Origin of the sequence: Salinigranum halophilum, from assembly GCF_007004735.1 — an archaeon.
Taxonomy (GTDB): domain Archaea; phylum Halobacteriota; class Halobacteria; order Halobacteriales; family Haloferacaceae; genus Salinigranum; species Salinigranum halophilum.
The window spans coordinates 690,005-705,390 of the sequence record NZ_SSNL01000003.1 but is presented as its reverse complement, the minus strand read 5'-3'; the positions used below and the strand labels follow the sequence as shown (position 1 = coordinate 705,390).

Annotated in this window: 26 protein-coding genes and 1 tRNA gene; 1 reads left to right on the top strand and 26 read right to left on the bottom strand. The window is 66.4% G+C overall.

What is annotated here, in order from left to right:
• Nucleotides 1-57 precede the first annotated feature (57 nt).
• The 26 genes from secY to E6N53_RS08100 all read right to left on the bottom strand — a co-directional run bounded on the left by secY (nt 58) and on the right by E6N53_RS08100 (nt 15,135).
• Complete coding sequence (gene secY, locus E6N53_RS08225; RefSeq protein WP_142858302.1) at nt 58-1,530, bottom strand: preprotein translocase subunit SecY; 1,473 nt, start codon at nt 1,528-1,530, stop codon at nt 58-60.
• Between the two features lie 3 nt (nt 1,531-1,533).
• Nucleotides 1,534-2,052: an uL15m family ribosomal protein gene (locus tag E6N53_RS08220; RefSeq protein WP_136601073.1), complete on the bottom strand. Its 519-nt coding sequence runs from the start codon at nt 2,050-2,052 to the stop codon at nt 1,534-1,536.
• The gene (locus E6N53_RS08215; protein WP_142858300.1) at nt 2,049-2,513 is read right to left on the bottom strand and encodes a 50S ribosomal protein L30; all 465 of its coding nucleotides are present in this window, start codon (nt 2,511-2,513) and stop codon (nt 2,049-2,051) included. The genes E6N53_RS08220 and E6N53_RS08215 overlap by 4 nt, the downstream gene beginning before the upstream one ends.
• Complete coding sequence (locus E6N53_RS08210; RefSeq protein ID WP_142858298.1) at nt 2,513-3,169, bottom strand: 30S ribosomal protein S5; 657 nt, start codon at nt 3,167-3,169, stop codon at nt 2,513-2,515. Before E6N53_RS08210 ends, E6N53_RS08215 begins: the two co-directional genes overlap by 1 nt.
• Nucleotides 3,166-3,720 (bottom strand): 50S ribosomal protein L18, encoded by a 555-nt coding sequence (locus E6N53_RS08205; protein ID WP_136589332.1) that lies wholly within the window; start codon nt 3,718-3,720, stop codon nt 3,166-3,168. The genes E6N53_RS08210 and E6N53_RS08205 overlap by 4 nt, the downstream gene beginning before the upstream one ends.
• The gene (locus E6N53_RS08200; protein ID WP_136589333.1) at nt 3,720-4,175 is read right to left on the bottom strand and encodes a 50S ribosomal protein L19e; all 456 of its coding nucleotides are present in this window, start codon (nt 4,173-4,175) and stop codon (nt 3,720-3,722) included. The genes E6N53_RS08205 and E6N53_RS08200 overlap by 1 nt, the downstream gene beginning before the upstream one ends.
• Entirely contained in the window at nt 4,172-4,894 is a 723-nt protein-coding gene (locus E6N53_RS08195) for a 50S ribosomal protein L32e (RefSeq protein ID WP_142858296.1), read from the bottom strand. Before E6N53_RS08195 ends, E6N53_RS08200 begins: the two co-directional genes overlap by 4 nt.
• Nucleotides 4,895-5,434: a 50S ribosomal protein L6 gene (locus E6N53_RS08190; RefSeq protein ID WP_136589335.1), complete on the bottom strand. Its 540-nt coding sequence runs from the start codon at nt 5,432-5,434 to the stop codon at nt 4,895-4,897.
• Between the two features lie 2 nt (nt 5,435-5,436).
• A complete protein-coding gene (locus tag E6N53_RS08185) occupies nt 5,437-5,829 on the bottom strand; it encodes a 30S ribosomal protein S8 (protein ID WP_136589336.1) in 393 nt (130 codons plus the stop codon).
• 2 nt (nt 5,830-5,831) lie between these two features.
• Nucleotides 5,832-6,005 carry a 30S ribosomal protein S14 gene (locus E6N53_RS08180; protein WP_103426607.1) on the bottom strand — a complete coding sequence of 58 codons (174 nt, stop codon included), beginning with the start codon at nt 6,003-6,005 and terminating at the stop codon, nt 5,832-5,834.
• On the bottom strand, nt 6,002-6,538 hold the full coding sequence (locus E6N53_RS08175) for a 50S ribosomal protein L5 (protein ID WP_136589337.1): 537 nt from the start codon (nt 6,536-6,538) through the stop codon (nt 6,002-6,004). The genes E6N53_RS08180 and E6N53_RS08175 overlap by 4 nt, the downstream gene beginning before the upstream one ends.
• Nucleotides 6,538-7,254 carry a 30S ribosomal protein S4e gene (locus tag E6N53_RS08170; RefSeq protein WP_142858294.1) on the bottom strand — a complete coding sequence of 239 codons (717 nt, stop codon included), beginning with the start codon at nt 7,252-7,254 and terminating at the stop codon, nt 6,538-6,540. Before E6N53_RS08170 ends, E6N53_RS08175 begins: the two co-directional genes overlap by 1 nt.
• Entirely contained in the window at nt 7,251-7,628 is a 378-nt protein-coding gene (rplX, locus tag E6N53_RS08165; RefSeq protein WP_136589339.1) for a 50S ribosomal protein L24, read from the bottom strand. Before rplX ends, E6N53_RS08170 begins: the two co-directional genes overlap by 4 nt.
• A gap of 13 nt (nt 7,629-7,641) precedes the next feature.
• Complete coding sequence (locus E6N53_RS08160) at nt 7,642-8,040, bottom strand: 50S ribosomal protein L14 (RefSeq protein WP_136589340.1); 399 nt, start codon at nt 8,038-8,040, stop codon at nt 7,642-7,644.
• Nucleotides 8,040-8,366 carry a 30S ribosomal protein S17 gene (locus tag E6N53_RS08155; protein ID WP_136589341.1) on the bottom strand — a complete coding sequence of 109 codons (327 nt, stop codon included), beginning with the start codon at nt 8,364-8,366 and terminating at the stop codon, nt 8,040-8,042. The genes E6N53_RS08160 and E6N53_RS08155 overlap by 1 nt, the downstream gene beginning before the upstream one ends.
• Complete coding sequence (locus tag E6N53_RS08150; RefSeq protein ID WP_142858292.1) at nt 8,357-8,851, bottom strand: ribonuclease P protein component 1; 495 nt, start codon at nt 8,849-8,851, stop codon at nt 8,357-8,359. The genes E6N53_RS08155 and E6N53_RS08150 overlap by 10 nt, the downstream gene beginning before the upstream one ends.
• Nucleotides 8,851-9,057: a 50S ribosomal protein L29 gene (gene rpmC / locus E6N53_RS08145; RefSeq protein ID WP_136589343.1), complete on the bottom strand. Its 207-nt coding sequence runs from the start codon at nt 9,055-9,057 to the stop codon at nt 8,851-8,853. The genes E6N53_RS08150 and rpmC overlap by 1 nt, the downstream gene beginning before the upstream one ends.
• Entirely contained in the window at nt 9,058-10,005 is a 948-nt protein-coding gene (locus E6N53_RS08140) for a 30S ribosomal protein S3 (RefSeq protein ID WP_142858290.1), read from the bottom strand.
• Nucleotides 10,005-10,463, bottom strand: coding sequence for a 50S ribosomal protein L22 (locus E6N53_RS08135; protein ID WP_136589345.1), 459 nt, complete (start codon nt 10,461-10,463; stop codon nt 10,005-10,007). Before E6N53_RS08135 ends, E6N53_RS08140 begins: the two co-directional genes overlap by 1 nt.
• A 3-nt stretch (nt 10,464-10,466) precedes the next feature.
• Entirely contained in the window at nt 10,467-10,889 is a 423-nt protein-coding gene (locus tag E6N53_RS08130; RefSeq protein WP_136589346.1) for a 30S ribosomal protein S19, read from the bottom strand.
• A gap of 2 nt (nt 10,890-10,891) precedes the next feature.
• Entirely contained in the window at nt 10,892-11,623 is a 732-nt protein-coding gene (locus E6N53_RS08125; RefSeq protein WP_136589347.1) for a 50S ribosomal protein L2, read from the bottom strand.
• Complete coding sequence (locus tag E6N53_RS08120) at nt 11,624-11,878, bottom strand: 50S ribosomal protein L23 (protein ID WP_136589348.1); 255 nt, start codon at nt 11,876-11,878, stop codon at nt 11,624-11,626.
• The gene (gene rpl4p, locus E6N53_RS08115) at nt 11,875-12,618 is read right to left on the bottom strand and encodes a 50S ribosomal protein L4 (RefSeq protein WP_142858288.1); all 744 of its coding nucleotides are present in this window, start codon (nt 12,616-12,618) and stop codon (nt 11,875-11,877) included. Before rpl4p ends, E6N53_RS08120 begins: the two co-directional genes overlap by 4 nt.
• Nucleotides 12,618-13,634 carry a 50S ribosomal protein L3 gene (locus E6N53_RS08110; protein ID WP_142858286.1) on the bottom strand — a complete coding sequence of 339 codons (1,017 nt, stop codon included), beginning with the start codon at nt 13,632-13,634 and terminating at the stop codon, nt 12,618-12,620. The genes rpl4p and E6N53_RS08110 overlap by 1 nt, the downstream gene beginning before the upstream one ends.
• 5 nt (nt 13,635-13,639) lie before the next feature.
• On the bottom strand, nt 13,640-14,497 hold the full coding sequence (locus E6N53_RS08105; RefSeq protein ID WP_142858284.1) for a putative RNA uridine N3 methyltransferase: 858 nt from the start codon (nt 14,495-14,497) through the stop codon (nt 13,640-13,642).
• Between the two features lie 293 nt (nt 14,498-14,790).
• Nucleotides 14,791-15,135, bottom strand: coding sequence for a nuclear transport factor 2 family protein (locus E6N53_RS08100; RefSeq protein ID WP_142858282.1), 345 nt, complete (start codon nt 15,133-15,135; stop codon nt 14,791-14,793).
• A gap of 171 nt (nt 15,136-15,306) precedes the next feature.
• Between E6N53_RS08100 and E6N53_RS08095 the strand changes: the two genes are divergently transcribed.
• Nucleotides 15,307-15,377, top strand: a tRNA-Gly gene (locus E6N53_RS08095).
• The last annotated feature ends 9 nt before the right edge of the window (nt 15,378-15,386 follow it).

The following is a 15,386-nucleotide window of genomic DNA, read 5'->3' as shown; positions in this document are numbered from 1 at the left end:
GACTAAAGAGCCTCGCGCCGGGAAGAAAGAACCGCCAGAAGGGTCGGCAGGCAGTGGTCAGTTACCGCCGCCGAACATCTGGCGCATCATCGGGTGCATCTCCATCAGCTGCTCTTCGGCGATCTCCTCGTACAGTTTGTACGTGATGGAGACCGTCAGCAGCAGCCCCGTTCCGGAGACCTGGCCGATGGTGCCGAGCATGTTCGCCGCGACGGCGAGCAGGCCGACGAGCGCCCCGCCGATGACCGTCACCTGCGGGATGTACCGCTCCATGACCTTCTCGATGACCTGTGGGTTCCGCCGGAAGCCGGGAATTTGCATCCCGGAGTTCTGGATCTGCCGGGCCGTCGCTTCGGGGCCCATCCCCGTCGTCTCGACCCAGAAGATGGCGAAGATGGCACCGCCGATGATCATGAACGTCAGGTCCACGAGGATCCGGATCATGATCTCCCACGGCTCGTTCGACGTGAGCCCGAGGAACCACATCCAGTCCGCACGGGTCTGGATGGGCGCGAGGAAGTAGAACAGGCCACCGGTGACCTGTCCGTTCGCGTTGTACTGACCGAGCCACGCCGGCATCGCCGCGAGTTGGGAGTTGAGAATCCGGCCGAGGAACTGGACGTTCGCCTGCAGGGCGCGAACGAGAATCATCGGCAGGACACTCGCGTAGATGAGCTTCACCGGGAACCGACCGCGGGCACCCTTCACGCGGGCGTGCGAGAGGGGAATCTCGACGCGGACGGACTCGGCGTACACGACGATGCCGAAGATGAGCAGCGTCGTGATGAGCGCGAGGATCTGCCCTTGTCCGAGGAACAGCGCCTGGAGGCCCTCGGCGGTGAGGACCGACGGCAGTTCAGTGGAGCCGGTGATGATGCCGAACCAGGTCGGGAAGAAGCCCGAGGTCCGGCCGAGCGCCTCCCAGCTGAACAGCCCGGCGACGAGCTGCTGGCTGACGCCGGCGATGATGAACAGCCCGACACCGGAGCCGACGCCCCACTTCGAGACGACCTCGTCCATGAACAGGATGAGGATGCCGCCGACGGCGATCTGCGCGAAGATGAGCCCCTTCACGCTGTTGGAACCGACGCCGAGCGACTGCGCGACCGCCGGGTCCGCGGGGAGGAAGTTCCCGGCGAACACCATCGGCAGCCCCGTGAGGACGATCATCACCACGACCAGGAGCTTCTGCAGCCCCTGGTAGAGGATCTGGTCGCGGGGGTCGGACGTGTCGAGGCCGAGCAGGTCGGCCCCGCCGAGCAGTTGGAGCACGATGCTCGCCGTGACGATGGGACCGATCCCCAGTTGGAGGATCGACCCCTGTGACCCCGCCAGGATCGAGCGGAACTGCCCGAAGAAGTCCTCCGAGCCCGTCGCGAGCCCGAACAGGGTGACGTTCGTCAGGAAGAAATACAGGACGAGGATGCCCGCGGTCCACCCGAGCTTGCGGCGGAAGGGCACGTGCCCCTCCGGGCGGGTGACCGAGGGCATCCGCGTCAGCACCGGTTCGGCGGCCTCCTTCCATCCCATGGGTTACTCTCCGTTCGCCTCGTCGTCTGAAGCGTTTTCGGTTTCCGACTCGGCGTCGGCCTCGGCCTCGGCCGCTTCCTGTGCGCGCTCTGTCAGCTCGGCGCTGCCGCCGGCCTCCTCGATGAGCTCGCGCGCCCCGCTGGTGAAGGCGTCGGCGACGACGTGCAGTTCGTTGCGGACCTGCCCGCCGCCGAGCACCTTGACGACGTCGACCGAGTAGCCGTCCTCGGCGACGTCGCGCGCGTCGATGTGGTACGCGTCACCGTCGGCCTCGGCGACCCCGTCCGCAGCGAGGAGTGCGGCGTCCTCGTCGAGCTTCTGGACGCGAACCTCGCTGACGGTGTCCGTCGTCTCCTCGGGACGCTTGAAGCCGTGCTTGCCGAGCGGTTCGTAGTTGTGGAACTCGTGTTTGGCCCGACCCGCACGGCCGCGACCGCCACGGTGACCGGCGCCACGCCGGTTCTTGTGGGTGCCGCCACTGTGCGTCCGGGAGCCACGCTGGCGTCGTTTCTTCGATGTCATCGCATGGCCTCCAGGAGGTCGTCGATCTGTTCAGTCGAGTGCTTACCGAGCTGACCACCCTCGGGGGCGGCGTGCTTCAGGCCCTTGTGGCCCCCACGCGGGGGATGAAGCCGAAGCACGGGAGAGAGACCCTGCTCACGCAGCGTCGTCTCCTCGTCGACGAGCGCCGCCGCGAGCGAGGCGAAGTCGTCGTAGTCGGTGTTGTCTGCGAGCCACGCCTCGTCGAGGTCGGCGTCGCCCTCGATGGGCTCGGCGCGCTTTCTGAGGAGCGTCTCGACGACGTCGACCGAGGGCTCACCGTGAGCGACCCAGTCGTTCACCTTCGTGATCATGCCGCGGTAGGTGTCCTCCTCGGGGACGAACGTGCAGTGGTTGACCCCGTGGAGGTTGAGCATCTTCATCGTGTCGCGGACGCCCGAGCTCATGTCGACCTCGCCGCGGACCTGGACGATGGCCTGCATCACTCGGACACCTCCCCTTCGGCGTCGGCCTGGACCTGCCGCGCGCGGCGCGGCGTGCGCGACTGCGACGCGTTGCGCAGCGCGTTGTAGGTGGCCTTCGCGAGGTTCACGGTGGTCCGGGTGTTGCCGTGGGACTTCGTCCACGCGTCCTGCACGCCGGCGAGTTCGAGGATGCTCCGGGTCGTCTCCGACGCCGCGAGCCCCAGCCCACGCGGGGCGGGGATGATCTCGACGGTGACGGAGCCGGCCTTGCCCTCTGCCTTCCGGGTGAGCGAGTGGGTCCCGCCGGCGCGGTCCTCCCACGAGCCCGAGCCGCGGTCGACCTTGATGATGTTCAGCTTGGCGACCTCGATGGCCTTCTGAATCGCGCCGCCGACCTGGTCGTCGCGGCCCTCGGCGTAGCCGAGGTAGCCGTCGCGGTTACCCACCGCGACGACACACCGGAACTTCACCCGGCGGCCGGAGTCGGTCATGCGCTGGACCATGTTGATGTCGAGCACGTCGTCGTCCAGTCCGGGGAGGAGCTGGTCGACGATTTCGGGCTCCTTGAGGGGGAGGCCCGACTCGAGGGCCTGGTCCATCGATGTGATGTCGCCGTCCTGTACCATACGGCCGAGCCGCGTGCGCGGCTCCCATCCGTTGTTGCTTCTGCTCATGCGTCCTCCTGAAGTCGCTCGAGCACGCTGTCGAAGTGCTCGGGCAGTGTCGTGGCGTCGAACTCCCCGCTGTAGAGCGGCTCGTCGAGCTGCTCGGCGTACTCGGCGATGTGCTCGCCGCGGTTACGCGACCAGTCCGCCAGCACGCTCTCGTTGTGCGGGATGTCGAGCCCGGCGTCGATTGCGCCTTCCTGTACTGCGAACACCTTGTTGCCAGGCGTCGCCGTGTTCAGGCCGATATCGAGCACCGCTTCCTCGAGGCCGGCCTCGCGGGCCCGAAGGCCCACGAGGTAGCCCGTGAGGTAGGCGCTCGGAAGGTTCCCCGTGGGAGCCTCCCAGCCGTAGTCGGCGAGGTCCTCGCTCGAGGCACTCACGTGTGTCTCGTCGCCCTGCGGTCCCGGGGTGACCAGCTGCGCCCTGACGTGCTTGTTGCTCACGCGAGCGACAAGCCGCGGCTTACCTGATTTCAGCAGGCGCAACCTCTGATGGTAGTCGGTTCGGGACTCGCGGCGACGACGCATCGGTACTCTGTACCGTGGTCCTGTCGCCATTATTTCACCTCGTATCCGTAATGCGTCTCGATGTACGATTCGAGCCGGTCGACGCTGTCGAACTCCCCACCGCTCGCCTTGTTGTAGAGCGTGCGGTATTCGGAGGCCGACAGCGGTCCGTCGTCGCGCAGGTTGCGGAGACGTTTCCGCTGTGCGCGAATCCGGCTGATCCATGCCTTCTTCTTGTTCTGGCGGGCACCCGCCTTCCCGCGACGTGAACCGGCACCCTTGCGGTGGCCGTAGTCGCGCTTGGCCTTGCGCTCGCGCGCGCGTCCCTTCGAGTTGCCCTTCGCGTCCTTGACGCGGATGGTTCCCTGGTCGACCAGGTCGCGGACGTCCTCGCGGGTGATGGCGTCGGCGATCTCGGCCTGTTCCTCGGGGTCCATCCAGACGCGGTCGGCACCGACGTCGAGGACGTCGGCGGCCATCCGTCGCTGGGCTTTCAGGTCCGTCATTCGTCTCCCTCCACTTCGACCTCGATGTAGGTCGGGTTGAGGACGCGAATCTCACGGTCCTCGCACTCGTCTTCGATGCGCTCGCGCTTGCGGGCACCGACCGACGAGGCGATGCGGACGGCCTGGGTGTCGCCGTCGACACCCTCGAGGTCGTCCGTGTTGTGGACGCGGACCTCCTCGAAGCCCGAGGGGTGCAGTCCGCGTGCGGCCTTCGGCGAGCGGAAGCCCGCCTCGACCATGTCGCCTTTGCCTTTGTAGCCGCGGCGCTGCTTCGAGAGGTTACCGCGTGGCTTCCGCCACGACGTCGGCGTCCGCTTCTTCATGTGGTAGTCCTGCCGGTTGAACTGCGGCTTGCCCTCGCGGTGCTTCTGCGTGAGCGCCCGCTCGGTCGCGTCGTCCAGTTCCGGCGTCTTGTCCGCGTGGCCGCGGGGGACGGTCTTCGTCGGGACGTCTTCGGCCTCTTCGGCTTCGACCTCGGCTTCGGTCTCGTCTTCGACCTCTGCCTCGGTCTCCTCGGACACTTCGAGGCCGCCGACGTCGGCTTTGATACGCGCGGCGAGCGCGTTGCCGATACCGTCGACCTCCGAGAGTTCGGACTGGCTCGCGGCCTTGACGTCCTCGACCGACTCGTAGCCGGCCTCGCGGAGCGCGTCCGCTTTCGACGGGCCGACACCACTGATGTCTTCGAGTTCGATGGGTCCTTCTTCGTCAGCGGACATCTAGGCACCTCCTGCCGCCGTCGGCTTCTCCGTGATGTAGACGCCGTCTTGGAACACGCGGGTGTCCTTGTCCTTCACACGGGTGAGCTGCTCGATGTCGGCCGCGGTCTGGCCGACGTCCTCTTTGTTCGGACCGGAGAGGGTGACTTCCTCGCCGTCGACCTGTACGTCGGTGTCGCCGCGGATCTGCGCGCGGCGCGGGGCCTTCTCGCCGAGGAAGTTCTCGATGACCACGTGGCCACCGTCGACAGAGACCTGCATCGGGAAGTGAGCGTAGAAGACTTCCATCTTGTACTCCCACCCCTCGGTGACGCCGTGGAACATGTTCCGCACGTGGCTCTCGAACGTGCCCACGGTCGCGTTGGTCTTTGCGTCTTCGGCCGTCGATTCGATGACGACTACGCCGTCGTCCACGCTGACGCTGATGTCGGGGTACCAGAGGCGTCGGGAGACGCTTCCTTCCGGCCCCTCGACGGTGAGCGTGAGGTGGTCCATCTCGGCGGAGACGTCGTCGGGGATGTCGAGTTCTATTCGCGTCATGATCAGTAGACGTAGGCGATCACCTGGCCACCGAGGCCCTCCTCACGGGCCTCGTAGTGGCTCATGACACCGTGACTCGTCGAGACGATGAGTGTCCCGTAGTCGCGGGCCGGGAGGTATCGCTTCTCCCACTTCTCGTACTCGTCGGCTCCGGTGGTGTACCGGGGCTTCACGGCGCCACACTTGTTGATCGCGCCTTTCAGTTCGACCTCGAAGTTACCGGCCTTGCCGTCGTCGACGAACTCGAAGCCGTCGATGTACCCGCGGTCGTAGAAGACCTCGAGGACGGAGCCGATGACGTTCGAGGCGGGCTGTACCGTGTGGCTCAGATGGCCCACGCTCTCGGCGTTGTTCACGCCGGAGAGCGCGTTGCTGAGTGGATCGTTGTCCGCCATGGTTATCGATACTTCTTGAATCCGATGTTGCGGGCGACCTCGCGGAAGCACTGCCGGCAGAGGAAGATGTCGTACTTCCCGACCAGGCCCTGCTTCCGTTCGCAGCGACGGCACTCGCGCTCGATGCCGGTGCGTCGCGAGGCGTGCTCGCCCGTCTCTGTCTCACTTTCGCTCATTCTTCGCTCACCTCCACGTCGACGCCGAACTCGCTCTCGACGAACGCGATGGCGTCCTCGGGAGTGAGCTTGTGGCGCGACGGGATGGAACTGGCTGCCTTGTCGCGCTTGCGCACGCGGTAGCCGGGGCGGACGAGGTTGACCGTCACGTCCAGCCCGTAGATCCCGATGTTGGGGTCGTACTCCTGGCTCGGGAACTCGGTGTGCTCGGCGACGCCGAAGCTGAAGTTCCCGTACTCGTCGAACTGCGTGGCGGAGAGTTCCGTCAGCGGCAGCGCCGTCTCGAGGAACTCCTCGGCGACCGTCCCGCGCAGGGTGACCTTCGCGCCGACGGGTTCGCCCCGGCGGACACCGAAGTCCTGGCTGGCACGCTTCGACTGCGTCCGGACCGGCTCTTGGCCCGCGACCTCGCCGAGGATGTCCTCGGCGTTCGCGAGTTCGCGGCCGCCGGTGCCGACGCCCATGTGGACGACGACCTTCTCGACGGCGGGCTGTCGCATCTCGTGGAAGCCCGCGTCGGAGTCAGACGACATCAGTCGTCACCCTCCTCCGACCCGCCGGTGAAGTTCTCGTCGATGACGACGACGTACTGTTCGATGGTCTCGAACTCGCTGTCGTCGTCGCGCACGACGCGGACGGTGTTGGAGCCGCTGCCGGGCGTGACCGTGATCTCGGCGACCTCGCCGATCTCGCCGGCGTGCTGGCCGTCGACGGCCGTGACGAGCGCGCCCTCCTCGTAGCCGAAGTGGGCGACGATCTCCTTCGTCTCGTTGTCGACGACGACGGAGTCGTTCGTCGAGTAGTCGCTCCCCTCCTCGACGCGGACGTTCGTCCCGTCGTGGAGCGTGAGCTGGAAGGCACCACCTTTCACCTGCTGCTTGCGGACCACCTTGCCGAGGCGGCTGTCGGCCGCGTCGGCAGAGATGGGCGTCAGCGCCAGGCGGCCCCCTTCGTCGGGGAAGACCCGGTAGTACTCGTCGCGCTGGGTGAAGGCGACGATGTCGAACATCCCGATGGGACGGGACTCGTCCGACACCGCGACGCCGTTGACCAGCACACTGTCCTGGTTGAGCGCGTAGCGCGCTTCCTTCTTGGAGTCGACGTAGCCGAGGACGTCCCGCAGCAGGATGAGCAGGGGAACCCCCGCCTCACCGTGCGGGCCGGCGCCGGCCTTGACGGTCCAGGTCGATTCTTTCCGTTCGACCGGCCACGTGTTCGGGACCGAGAGTCGCTTCTGGTGTCGCGTCATTCGTTATCCTCCTCCGCTTCCGTCGCGCGGAGTCGCGCCTCGCGGCGGTCGTCGTCCTCGTGGAACTCGAGTGTCGTGATGCGGACGTTCGATGCGTCGAGCGGCCGCGGCACTTCCTCGCCGTCGGCCTTCTCGACGGTCACGTCCTCGACGTGGACGACCGCTTTCTTGAGGTCGACCGCGATGACCTCGCCGGACTCGCCGGCGTAGTCCCCGCGGAGCACTTCGACGGTGTCGCCCTCGTTGACACGGGCGTTGCGCCGACCGTACTCCTCGCGGAGGTCGTCCGAAAGCGTGGCACGGACCTGCTTGTGCCGCTCGTGGAGCGGCGCGTCGCGCGTCCGGTTTCGCTGTTTTCGTGGTTGTTTCGTCATTGCTGTTCTATGGTTAGACGATCATCGTCGCTGTCGATGCGATGCTCCCGAAGCGTTCGGCAACCTCGCGCGCGATGGGACCCTTGATCTCGGTCCCACGCGGCTCTTCCATCTCGTCGATGACGACGGCCGCGTTGTCTTCGAACTTCACGCGCGTGCCGTCGGGTCGTCGAATCGTCTTCCGCTGTCGGACGATGACGGCCTCGAGCACCTGACGGCGCATCTCGGGGGTACCCTTGGTGACCGAGACGGTCACCTTGTCGCCGATACCCGCCGAGGGCTGTCGGTTCTTCGTGCCGGAGTAGCCGTGGACGCTGATGACCTTCAGCTCACGGGCTCCGGTGTTGTCCGCACACGTGACGAGCGCGCCGCGATTGAGGCCACGAGTGACGTCGGCCTTCAGTGCCTCCATCAGTCGTCACCCCCGACGCGTTCGACGACCACGTGCGATTTCGTCTTCGAGAGCGGTCGTGTCTCTGCGATACGGACCGTGTCGCCGGGCTCGAGTCCCAGACACGGCGGTGCATGGGCCGGAATCCGACTCCGACGCTTCATGTACCGGTCGTATTTGGGGACGCGAACGTCGTACTCGCGCTCGACGACGACGGTCTTGTCCATGTCTGTGGAGGCGACGGTGCCCTCCAGCGTCTGTCCGCGCACGGAAAGCGATCCGTGGAACGGACAGTGCTGGTCGGAGCAGGCCTCCTCCGGTTCTGGTACGTTAAGTCCTAACGCCATGTTGATTCACCTGCGTTCTCCGTGCGGAGCGCGGGTCGTGAGAGCAGCTGTGTGCCATCCACCGTAACGTAGGCCACGCCCTCGCCAGCTTCGACCCGTGCCGCCTCGACCGACTCACCGTTGGAGTCGGCGTCGGTGGCGGATTCTGCGGGTCCCGAAACCAGTTCGGACGCGGTCCCCGAAGCCTTCGCAGCTTCGGCGGCTTCATCTGTGTCTGCGGGTCGTGACCGAGCACCGGCGGCGACGGTAGGGGCGTCGCCTGGCCGGGCTTCGGCCGTCTCTGCGGTCGTGAGGCGGAACTCGAAGGTCGTCCCCTGCTTGGGGACCTGCCGCACCCGAGAGCCATCGTCGATGTGGAGCGTTCGCATCGTCTCGACGACGACACGCCCCGCTATCCCGACCAGGTCGGGGTTCGCGGCCGCTTTGACCTCCACGGGGAGGCCGTTGAGTTCGTGTCGAGTCAGGGTCTCGGGCGTGAGCGGCATTATTCGAGGTCGCCTTCTTCCGTCTGGATCGTCTTGATCCGGGCGATGGTCTTCTTCAGTTCCTTCACGCGACCGGGGTTGTCCGGCGCGCCACCCGCCGCCTGGACGGCCTTCGCGTTGAGCAGCTCGGTCTCGAGCTCCTCGACTTCGGCCTGTCGCTCGGCGGGCGTCATGTCGCGGATCTCCGCGGTGTAGAGGATCGCCATCTACGCGTCCTCCTCCTCGTCGGCTTCGTCGTCGTCGGCCGCTTCCATCTCGGCGACGAGGTCGGCGGCTTCCGCCTCGACCTCCTCGTCGAGCGCCTCTTCGGCGGCTGCCTCGGCAGCCGCTTCGTCGGCCTCGGTGTCGTCGGGCTCGTCGACGACTTCCTCGTCGGCCTCGTCGACGACTTCCTCTTCGACCTCGACGACCTCCTCGTCGAGCACCTCGTCGGGCTCGTCGGTGGGGACCTCGACGTCTTCCTCGGAGAAGTCGGGGACCTCCTCGGGCTCTTCCTCGAGGAGTTCCTCGACGCTCTCGCCGCCGGTCTCGGCGACCTGCTCGACGGCCTCGACCTCGACGTCCTCCTCGATGGAGAAGTCGTCGGGGAGTTCGGCTCCCGGCGGGATGATCTTCACCGTGACACCGATGGTACCGAGCTTCATGACGGCGACGCCCTGACCCTCGTCGACGATCTCCTCCGCGGGCTCACCGTTGTGCTTGATGTAGCCGCGGTTGAACTTCTCGACGCGCGAGCGAGCGCCCGTGACCTTCCCGCTCAGGACGATCTCGGCGCCGAGTGCGCCGGCTTCCATGATGCGGTCGATGGTCGTGTGGCCGGCCTTCCGGAAGTACCAGCCGCGCTCGAGCGCGTTGGCGAGGCGGTCGGCGACGATGCGGGCGTTCAGGTCGGGTTCGTCGACCTCCTGGACGTCGATCTGGGGGTCGTCCAGGTTGAACCGGTCTTCGAGTTCGCGGGTCACCTTGCGGATGTTCTTCCCGCCCTTCCCGATGACCATCCCGGGCTTTTCGGCCTTGAGGACGATCTGGGTGCCCATCGGCGTCTTCGCGACCTCCATCCCGCCGTAGCCGGCGCGACCGAGTTCGTCCGCGAAGAACTCGTCGATCTGCGAGCGCTGAAGTCCGTTCTCGATGAACTGGTGTTCGTCTGCCATTATTGGGCCTCCTCGATGATGAGTTCCACGTCACAGAGCGTCGTGTTCCACGGGTCGGCGCGACCGAACGCGCGCGGTTTGCGGCCGGGACGCTCGCCCGTCTTGTGGGCGGCGACGTGCTTGATGGTCATCTCCGACCCCTCGAAGCCCTGCTCGTCCGCGTTGTTGCGGACGTTCTCGATGAGCTTCAGGAAATCCTTCGACGCCTTCTCGGGGTAGCGACCCGCGTCCCAGCCCTCGATGTCGGAGCGGTGTCCGACACCGGAGTTGTGCTGTTTGAACGGGACCGAGCGCTCCTCGTTGATGACGGCCTCGAGGTACGCCTCGGCCTCGGTGACCGTCTTCCCCTTGATGGCACGGGAGATGGCCTTGCTGTGCTTGAGGCTGATGGGCCGGTCGCGGAGCATCCCCTTGGCGGTGGTCTCCGGGTCGGCCTCGACGCTGTAGTTGATTCCCATGGTTTACTTGAGTGGCACGAACTTCGACGAGCGGGTCGCACCGATGCCGGCCTGGCCGTGCTCGACGGACGTCCGCGTCAGCTGGAACTCGCCCAGGTAGTGCCCGATCATCTCGGGCTGGATACGCACGCGCTCGAACTCCTGGCCGTTGTAGACGGCGAACGTCTTGTCGACGAACGACGGCACGACGACCATGTCGCGCAGGTGCGTCCGAATCGGGTTGTTGGCCGTCTCCTCGGGGTCCGCGTCGCGGACGTTCTCCAGGAGCTTCTCGTGCTGGGCCGTCAGCCCTCGGGTGATGGTTCGCCGCTGGCGAGCGGGGAGCAGTTCCGCGACCTCGTCGAGCTCCATATCCTGCAACTCGTCGAGCGTGTGACCGCGGTAGGTGAAGTCACCCTCGCGGCCGGTACGGTATTCCGAACTCATGATTACTTGTTCCCTGCCTTGCCGCCACGACCGGTCCGCTTGGAGGCGATGTCGCCCACCTTGCGGCCCGGCGGCGCGTTACGCGAGACGGACTTGGGTTTGCCGGGGTGTTGTCGACCGCCGCCACCGAACGGGTGGTCGACGGCGTTCATCGCGACGCCGCGAACGCGCGGATACTTCGAGCCGCGCGAGCGCATCTTGTGGTACTTGTTACCGGCCTTGACGAACGGCTTCTCCGTTCGACCGCCGCCGGCCACCACGCCGATTGTCGCTCGGCACTCGGGGCTGAGGCGCTTGACCTCGCCCGAGGGGAGCTTCACGACCGCGACGCGGCGGTCGTGGCTCAGGAGCTGTGCCGAGGTGCCCGACGCGCGGGCGAACTTCCCGCCGTCGCCGGGGGACGACTCGACGTTACACACCGGAACCCCCTCGGGGATCTCCGCGAGCGGGAGCGTGTTTCCGGGCTTGATCTCGGCGGAGACACCGACCTGGATGGTGTCGCCGACCGTGATGCCCTCGGGCGCGAGGACGAGGCGCTGGTCGCCGTCTTCGAACTCGATGGCGGCGATGGGCGCGCTGCGGGCGGGGTCGTGCTCGATGTCGACGACCGTGCCCGAGACGGTGTCCTTCTCCTCGCTCTTCTTGTGCGACAGTTCAGCCTTGTATCGGTGCGACGGCGCTCGGTACGTCGAGGAGCCGTGCCCGCGTTTCTGTCCCTGGATTCGTCGTCCCATCTAGAACACCCCGATTCTGGAGGCGATCTCCTGCGCGTCGTCCTCCTCGGACAGACGCACGGTCGCCTTCTTCTTACCTTTCGGAGTCACCTGCGTGTTCACTTTGTCGATGGTGACCTCGTATCGGCTCTCTACCTGCGCTTTGATCTCGTCTTTGGTGGCGTCGAGGTGGACGATGAACTGGAGCTTGTTGTCGAAGTCCATCTCGTTCATCGCCTTCTCCGTGACGAGCGGGTGGTGGATGACACCGTTCATCGCTCTGCCACCTCCGCGAGGGCGCTCTCGGTCCACACGGTCAGTCGACCGGCGTGGGTGCCCGGCGCGAGGTCCTCGGCGGAGACGTTCGTCGCGGTGGCGACGTCGACGCCGGCGAGGTTCCGAGCGGCCTTCGACGGCTCCTCGCTCGTGACGAAGAGGATCGACGTGGGGCGCGTGTACTTGCGACCGCGGGTCTTCCCGCGGCCGGCACGGACCTTCCGTTCGTCCGCGCGCTCGATGTCGGCGTCCAGGCCGACGGCCTCGAGGAAGGAGACGACCTCTTTCGTCTTGACGAGCGATTCGAACTCGTCGCTGACGACGAGCGGGAGTTCGACGTCGTCGTCGAACTGGTGCCCGCGCTCGCGGACGAGGTCGACGTCGGCAGTGGCCGCGATGGCCGACCGCACGGCGAGCTGCCGTTCCTTGTCGTTGATTCGCTTCCCCTGGTCCTTCTCGGCCTTCGGCGGGTGGGCCTTGCGGCCACCCACGGTCTGGGGAACGCGGCGGCCCTGCCCGTTCTCACGGGGCACGTGGGCCATGCCGCGCCCACTACCCATGGACTCGGCCGGGGTTCGCATCCCGGCGAAGGGGTCGGCGCCGTACGCCTGCTTCCGGTTGGCCTGTGCGGAGACGACCGCCCGCTGGATGAGGTCCGGGCGGAAGGGCGTGTCGAACACGTCGGGGAGGTCGACCTCGCCCGCATCGTCGCCGTTCAGGTCGCGTACTGTTGCGTTCATTATCCTTGGTTCGAAGCGGTAGAGACGTAGCGCACCTCGGGGTCGAGGCGCGGCTGGTCGTTCGGCCGGACGGCCGGGCGGAATCGGAGGAGCCGTTTGTTCGGCCCCGGGAGCGAGCCCTTCACGAGCGCGTACGAGCCGTCGACCTCGCCGTAGTTGACGAACCCGCCGTCGACGCTGGCGTCGGAGCCGTCCCCGACGTCGATGAGGCGCTTGTTGAGCTCGGTGCGCTGGTGGTAGCCCGTCTGCCCCTGCTGGGGGACGGTCGAGCGCACGCGCGAGGGGTTCCACGGGCCGAGGTTGCCGATACGTCGGCGCCACCCCTGGCGGGCGTGCTTCCCTTTGCGCTTCTGGACGCCCCAGCGCTTGACGGGGCCCTGGGTGCCCTTCCCCTTCGTGATACCCGACACGTCGAGGTACTGACCGGGGCGGAACACGTCGTTGACGGCGTGCTCACCGCCCTCGGCGAGGAGGTCGAGCGCGAAGTCGGCGCGCTCGTCGAGCGAGCCGCCGCCGACGCGCGTCTCCATCACGTCGGGCTTCTTCTTCGGGACGTTCGCGAGGGCGCCGGGGACCGTGTGGGTGATCATCCGCAGGTCGTCGACCGCCCCCTCGTCGAGGAGGGCACGGAGGTCGTCGGCGTCCTCGTCGAACGTGTCTTCGGCCGGCAGCGAGAGCGTACGCGAGAGGTCCTCGTGGAACTCGCTCGCCCACACCTCGGTGGTCGGCTTCATACCGTACGACGTCTGTTCGTAGGCTCTGAGGGCGACGGCGCGCATCGGCGGCGTCTCGACGACGGTCACCGGCACGGATTCCTCCATCCCCTCGCGGGCGGAGTTGGCCTGGTCGTTGACCATGACGACGTGGGTCATTCCGGCCTTGTAGCCGGCGAATCCCTGCAGTGCAGGGGACCCCTCGTCGTCGGGCCACGAGCGGAACCGCGGAACTTCGCTCTCCGCGCGCTTTCGCGGGCTGTAGCCCATCGAGCCTTTGCGTGGTCTGCTTGGTTGTGGCATGTGTGTTACTCCGTCTGGCTTGGGAGTGTCAGGGACGCGAGGGAGGCGAACATGGCTTCTTCGGTCCGCACGACCTCGCTGCCCTGATTCGGAATCGTATTCAGCCAGAGGTCGAACCCCGGATCGTCGGGTTCGACTTCGCCACCTTCCGCGGCGGCGACGGCCTCGGTCTCGATGCCGAGGATGTCCGGAAGGCCCCGACCCGGTGCGCCGAAGGCGACTGTCGCGCCTCCGGCGACCTGTCGGGAGAGGTCCGCCACACCGTCGGCGGACAACGGCCGCCCGAAGCGGGATGTCGCCACGCGAATCCCGGCGTCGGGGCGGGCCAACGCTTCCGCGAGGTCCATACGGGCGACGTCGTACCCCGGCTGTGGGGCGTCGACGATCCGCGCACGGACCGGCTCTCTCGAAGAGATCCTGATGGTGACGCGCTCTCCCTCCTCGACCGCCATCTCGGGGGGGACGAGGAGCGAGATCGGGTGTTGCAGTCCGCAAGTGACCCGAACGCGGCCTTCAGGTCCGACCTCAGTCACGATTCCCTGTGTTAACGACCCCGACTCGTCCGAGTCGGAGCCGGTCGTAGACGCGATTCGGAGGGGCGGCAAGACACCGACGTACGCCAGTTCGTCCCGCCTGTCCCACACCTCCTTTCGGAGGTGGGGTGGTGTGGCGGCGTACCGGAGTACGGTTTCGACGAACCCGCCTCCCCACCTCGTCTCGCCTTCCCGGTCGGGGAAGACGACGAGGCGGTCCGCCCGGAACACCGTCGCCGCACGGGCGACGTAGCCGAGTTTGCGAGTCGCCTCGCGTTGGTCCTCGGCTTCCCGGACGAGGGAAGACGGCACGAGTACGCTGAGTGTCATGCCGAGCCGTCCATCGTCGCGTCTAGACTGTACCCAACGTACCTGAGCCTCGTTGAAAAGGGTAGCGAATCGTGTGTGGGGGTGTGAGGCCCTGACAGTCTCGTAAACACGAGAATCCGTGTGTAGAGTTCACGTGTGGGGGCCCCACACGCGTTCGGGGGACATCCCGAGGGGCGTGCAGAGAATAACTCCTCGCGCGCGGGCGCGAATCAGAGAAACCGAAAGCCGAGGAGAGTCGGACGGAGAGTCGTTCGCAGCGGTTCTCGTTCGGTGGCGCTCGTCCCCCGCCTGGCTTACTTCGGCTGGACGTCGCCGGCGAACGTCTGCATCGTGATGACCCCGTCCTCGATGCGGAACGTGTCCGTGCAGAACGCGTAGTGGTTGTCGGGCGTCTCGCCGTGCCAGACGATGTACGCGGTGTCGCCTTCGATCTCTTCCATCTCCAGTTCGGCCGTCGACCCCGCCTGTGAGAACTCGTCGAAGATGTTCGTGAACAGGCCCTCGATCTCGTCGAGTCCACGGAACGTGCCCATGTTCGTGATGACGACAGACCCCTCGTCGTAGTCTTCCATCACCATGTCGAGGTCCTGTGTCGTGAACGCATCCCAGTGGTGGTCCAGAATCTCTTTCGTCGTCATGTAGGGTGCCTCATATGTCAATGGGTGAGAACTATCATCAATGTTTGGTTCGGGGAGCGAACAGTGTCACAGCGAGGCTCTCGTCCTGTGTTTCTCTGCCACGGCGTCGGTGAAAGGACGGATTTTTATATGACCGTGGCATTAGCAGTTAATGCGTAGAACGCGCAGGACGCGCTGGTAGTGTAGTGGTATCACGTGACCTTGCCATGGTCACAACCTGGGTTCAAATCCCAGCCAGCGCACTTCCGCCC

Bases quoted from the DNA above. Each gene is read 5' to 3' on its own strand.
- secY (WP_142858302.1), bottom strand. From the start codon at position 1,530: ATGGGATGGAAGGAGGCCGCCGAACCGGTGCTGACGCGGATGCCCTCG.
- E6N53_RS08220 (WP_136601073.1), bottom strand. From the start codon at position 2,052: ATGACATCGAAGAAACGACGCCAGCGTGGCTCCCGGACGCACAGTGGC.
- E6N53_RS08215 (WP_142858300.1), bottom strand. From the start codon at position 2,513: ATGCAGGCCATCGTCCAGGTCCGCGGCGAGGTCGACATGAGCTCGGGC.
- E6N53_RS08210 (WP_142858298.1), bottom strand. From the start codon at position 3,169: ATGAGCAGAAGCAACAACGGATGGGAGCCGCGCACGCGGCTCGGCCGT.
- E6N53_RS08205 (WP_136589332.1), bottom strand. From the start codon at position 3,720: ATGGCGACAGGACCACGGTACAGAGTACCGATGCGTCGTCGCCGCGAG.
- E6N53_RS08200 (WP_136589333.1), bottom strand. From the start codon at position 4,175: ATGACGGACCTGAAAGCCCAGCGACGGATGGCCGCCGACGTCCTCGAC.
- E6N53_RS08195 (WP_142858296.1), bottom strand. From the start codon at position 4,894: ATGTCCGCTGACGAAGAAGGACCCATCGAACTCGAAGACATCAGTGGT.
- E6N53_RS08190 (WP_136589335.1), bottom strand. From the start codon at position 5,434: ATGACGCGAATAGAACTCGACATCCCCGACGACGTCTCCGCCGAGATG.
- E6N53_RS08185 (WP_136589336.1), bottom strand. From the start codon at position 5,829: ATGGCGGACAACGATCCACTCAGCAACGCGCTCTCCGGCGTGAACAAC.
- E6N53_RS08180 (WP_103426607.1), bottom strand. From the start codon at position 6,005: ATGAGCGAAAGTGAGACAGAGACGGGCGAGCACGCCTCGCGACGCACC.
- E6N53_RS08175 (WP_136589337.1), bottom strand. From the start codon at position 6,538: ATGTCGTCTGACTCCGACGCGGGCTTCCACGAGATGCGACAGCCCGCC.
- E6N53_RS08170 (WP_142858294.1), bottom strand. From the start codon at position 7,254: ATGACGCGACACCAGAAGCGACTCTCGGTCCCGAACACGTGGCCGGTC.
- rplX (WP_136589339.1), bottom strand. From the start codon at position 7,628: ATGACGAAACAACCACGAAAACAGCGAAACCGGACGCGCGACGCGCCG.
- E6N53_RS08160 (WP_136589340.1), bottom strand. From the start codon at position 8,040: ATGGAGGCACTGAAGGCCGACGTCACTCGTGGCCTCAATCGCGGCGCG.
- E6N53_RS08155 (WP_136589341.1), bottom strand. From the start codon at position 8,366: ATGGCGTTAGGACTTAACGTACCAGAACCGGAGGAGGCCTGCTCCGAC.
- E6N53_RS08150 (WP_142858292.1), bottom strand. From the start codon at position 8,851: ATGCCGCTCACGCCCGAGACCCTGACTCGACACGAACTCAACGGCCTC.
- rpmC (WP_136589343.1), bottom strand. From the start codon at position 9,057: ATGGCGATCCTCTACACCGCGGAGATCCGCGACATGACGCCCGCCGAG.
- E6N53_RS08140 (WP_142858290.1), bottom strand. From the start codon at position 10,005: ATGGCAGACGAACACCAGTTCATCGAGAACGGACTTCAGCGCTCGCAG.
- E6N53_RS08135 (WP_136589345.1), bottom strand. From the start codon at position 10,463: ATGGGAATCAACTACAGCGTCGAGGCCGACCCGGAGACCACCGCCAAG.
- E6N53_RS08130 (WP_136589346.1), bottom strand. From the start codon at position 10,889: ATGAGTTCGGAATACCGTACCGGCCGCGAGGGTGACTTCACCTACCGC.
- E6N53_RS08125 (WP_136589347.1), bottom strand. From the start codon at position 11,623: ATGGGACGACGAATCCAGGGACAGAAACGCGGGCACGGCTCCTCGACG.
- E6N53_RS08120 (WP_136589348.1), bottom strand. From the start codon at position 11,878: ATGAACGGTGTCATCCACCACCCGCTCGTCACGGAGAAGGCGATGAAC.
- rpl4p (WP_142858288.1), bottom strand. From the start codon at position 12,618: ATGAACGCAACAGTACGCGACCTGAACGGCGACGATGCGGGCGAGGTC.
- E6N53_RS08110 (WP_142858286.1), bottom strand. From the start codon at position 13,634: ATGCCACAACCAAGCAGACCACGCAAAGGCTCGATGGGCTACAGCCCG.
- E6N53_RS08105 (WP_142858284.1), bottom strand. From the start codon at position 14,497: ATGACACTCAGCGTACTCGTGCCGTCTTCCCTCGTCCGGGAAGCCGAG.
- E6N53_RS08100 (WP_142858282.1), bottom strand. From the start codon at position 15,135: ATGACGACGAAAGAGATTCTGGACCACCACTGGGATGCGTTCACGACA.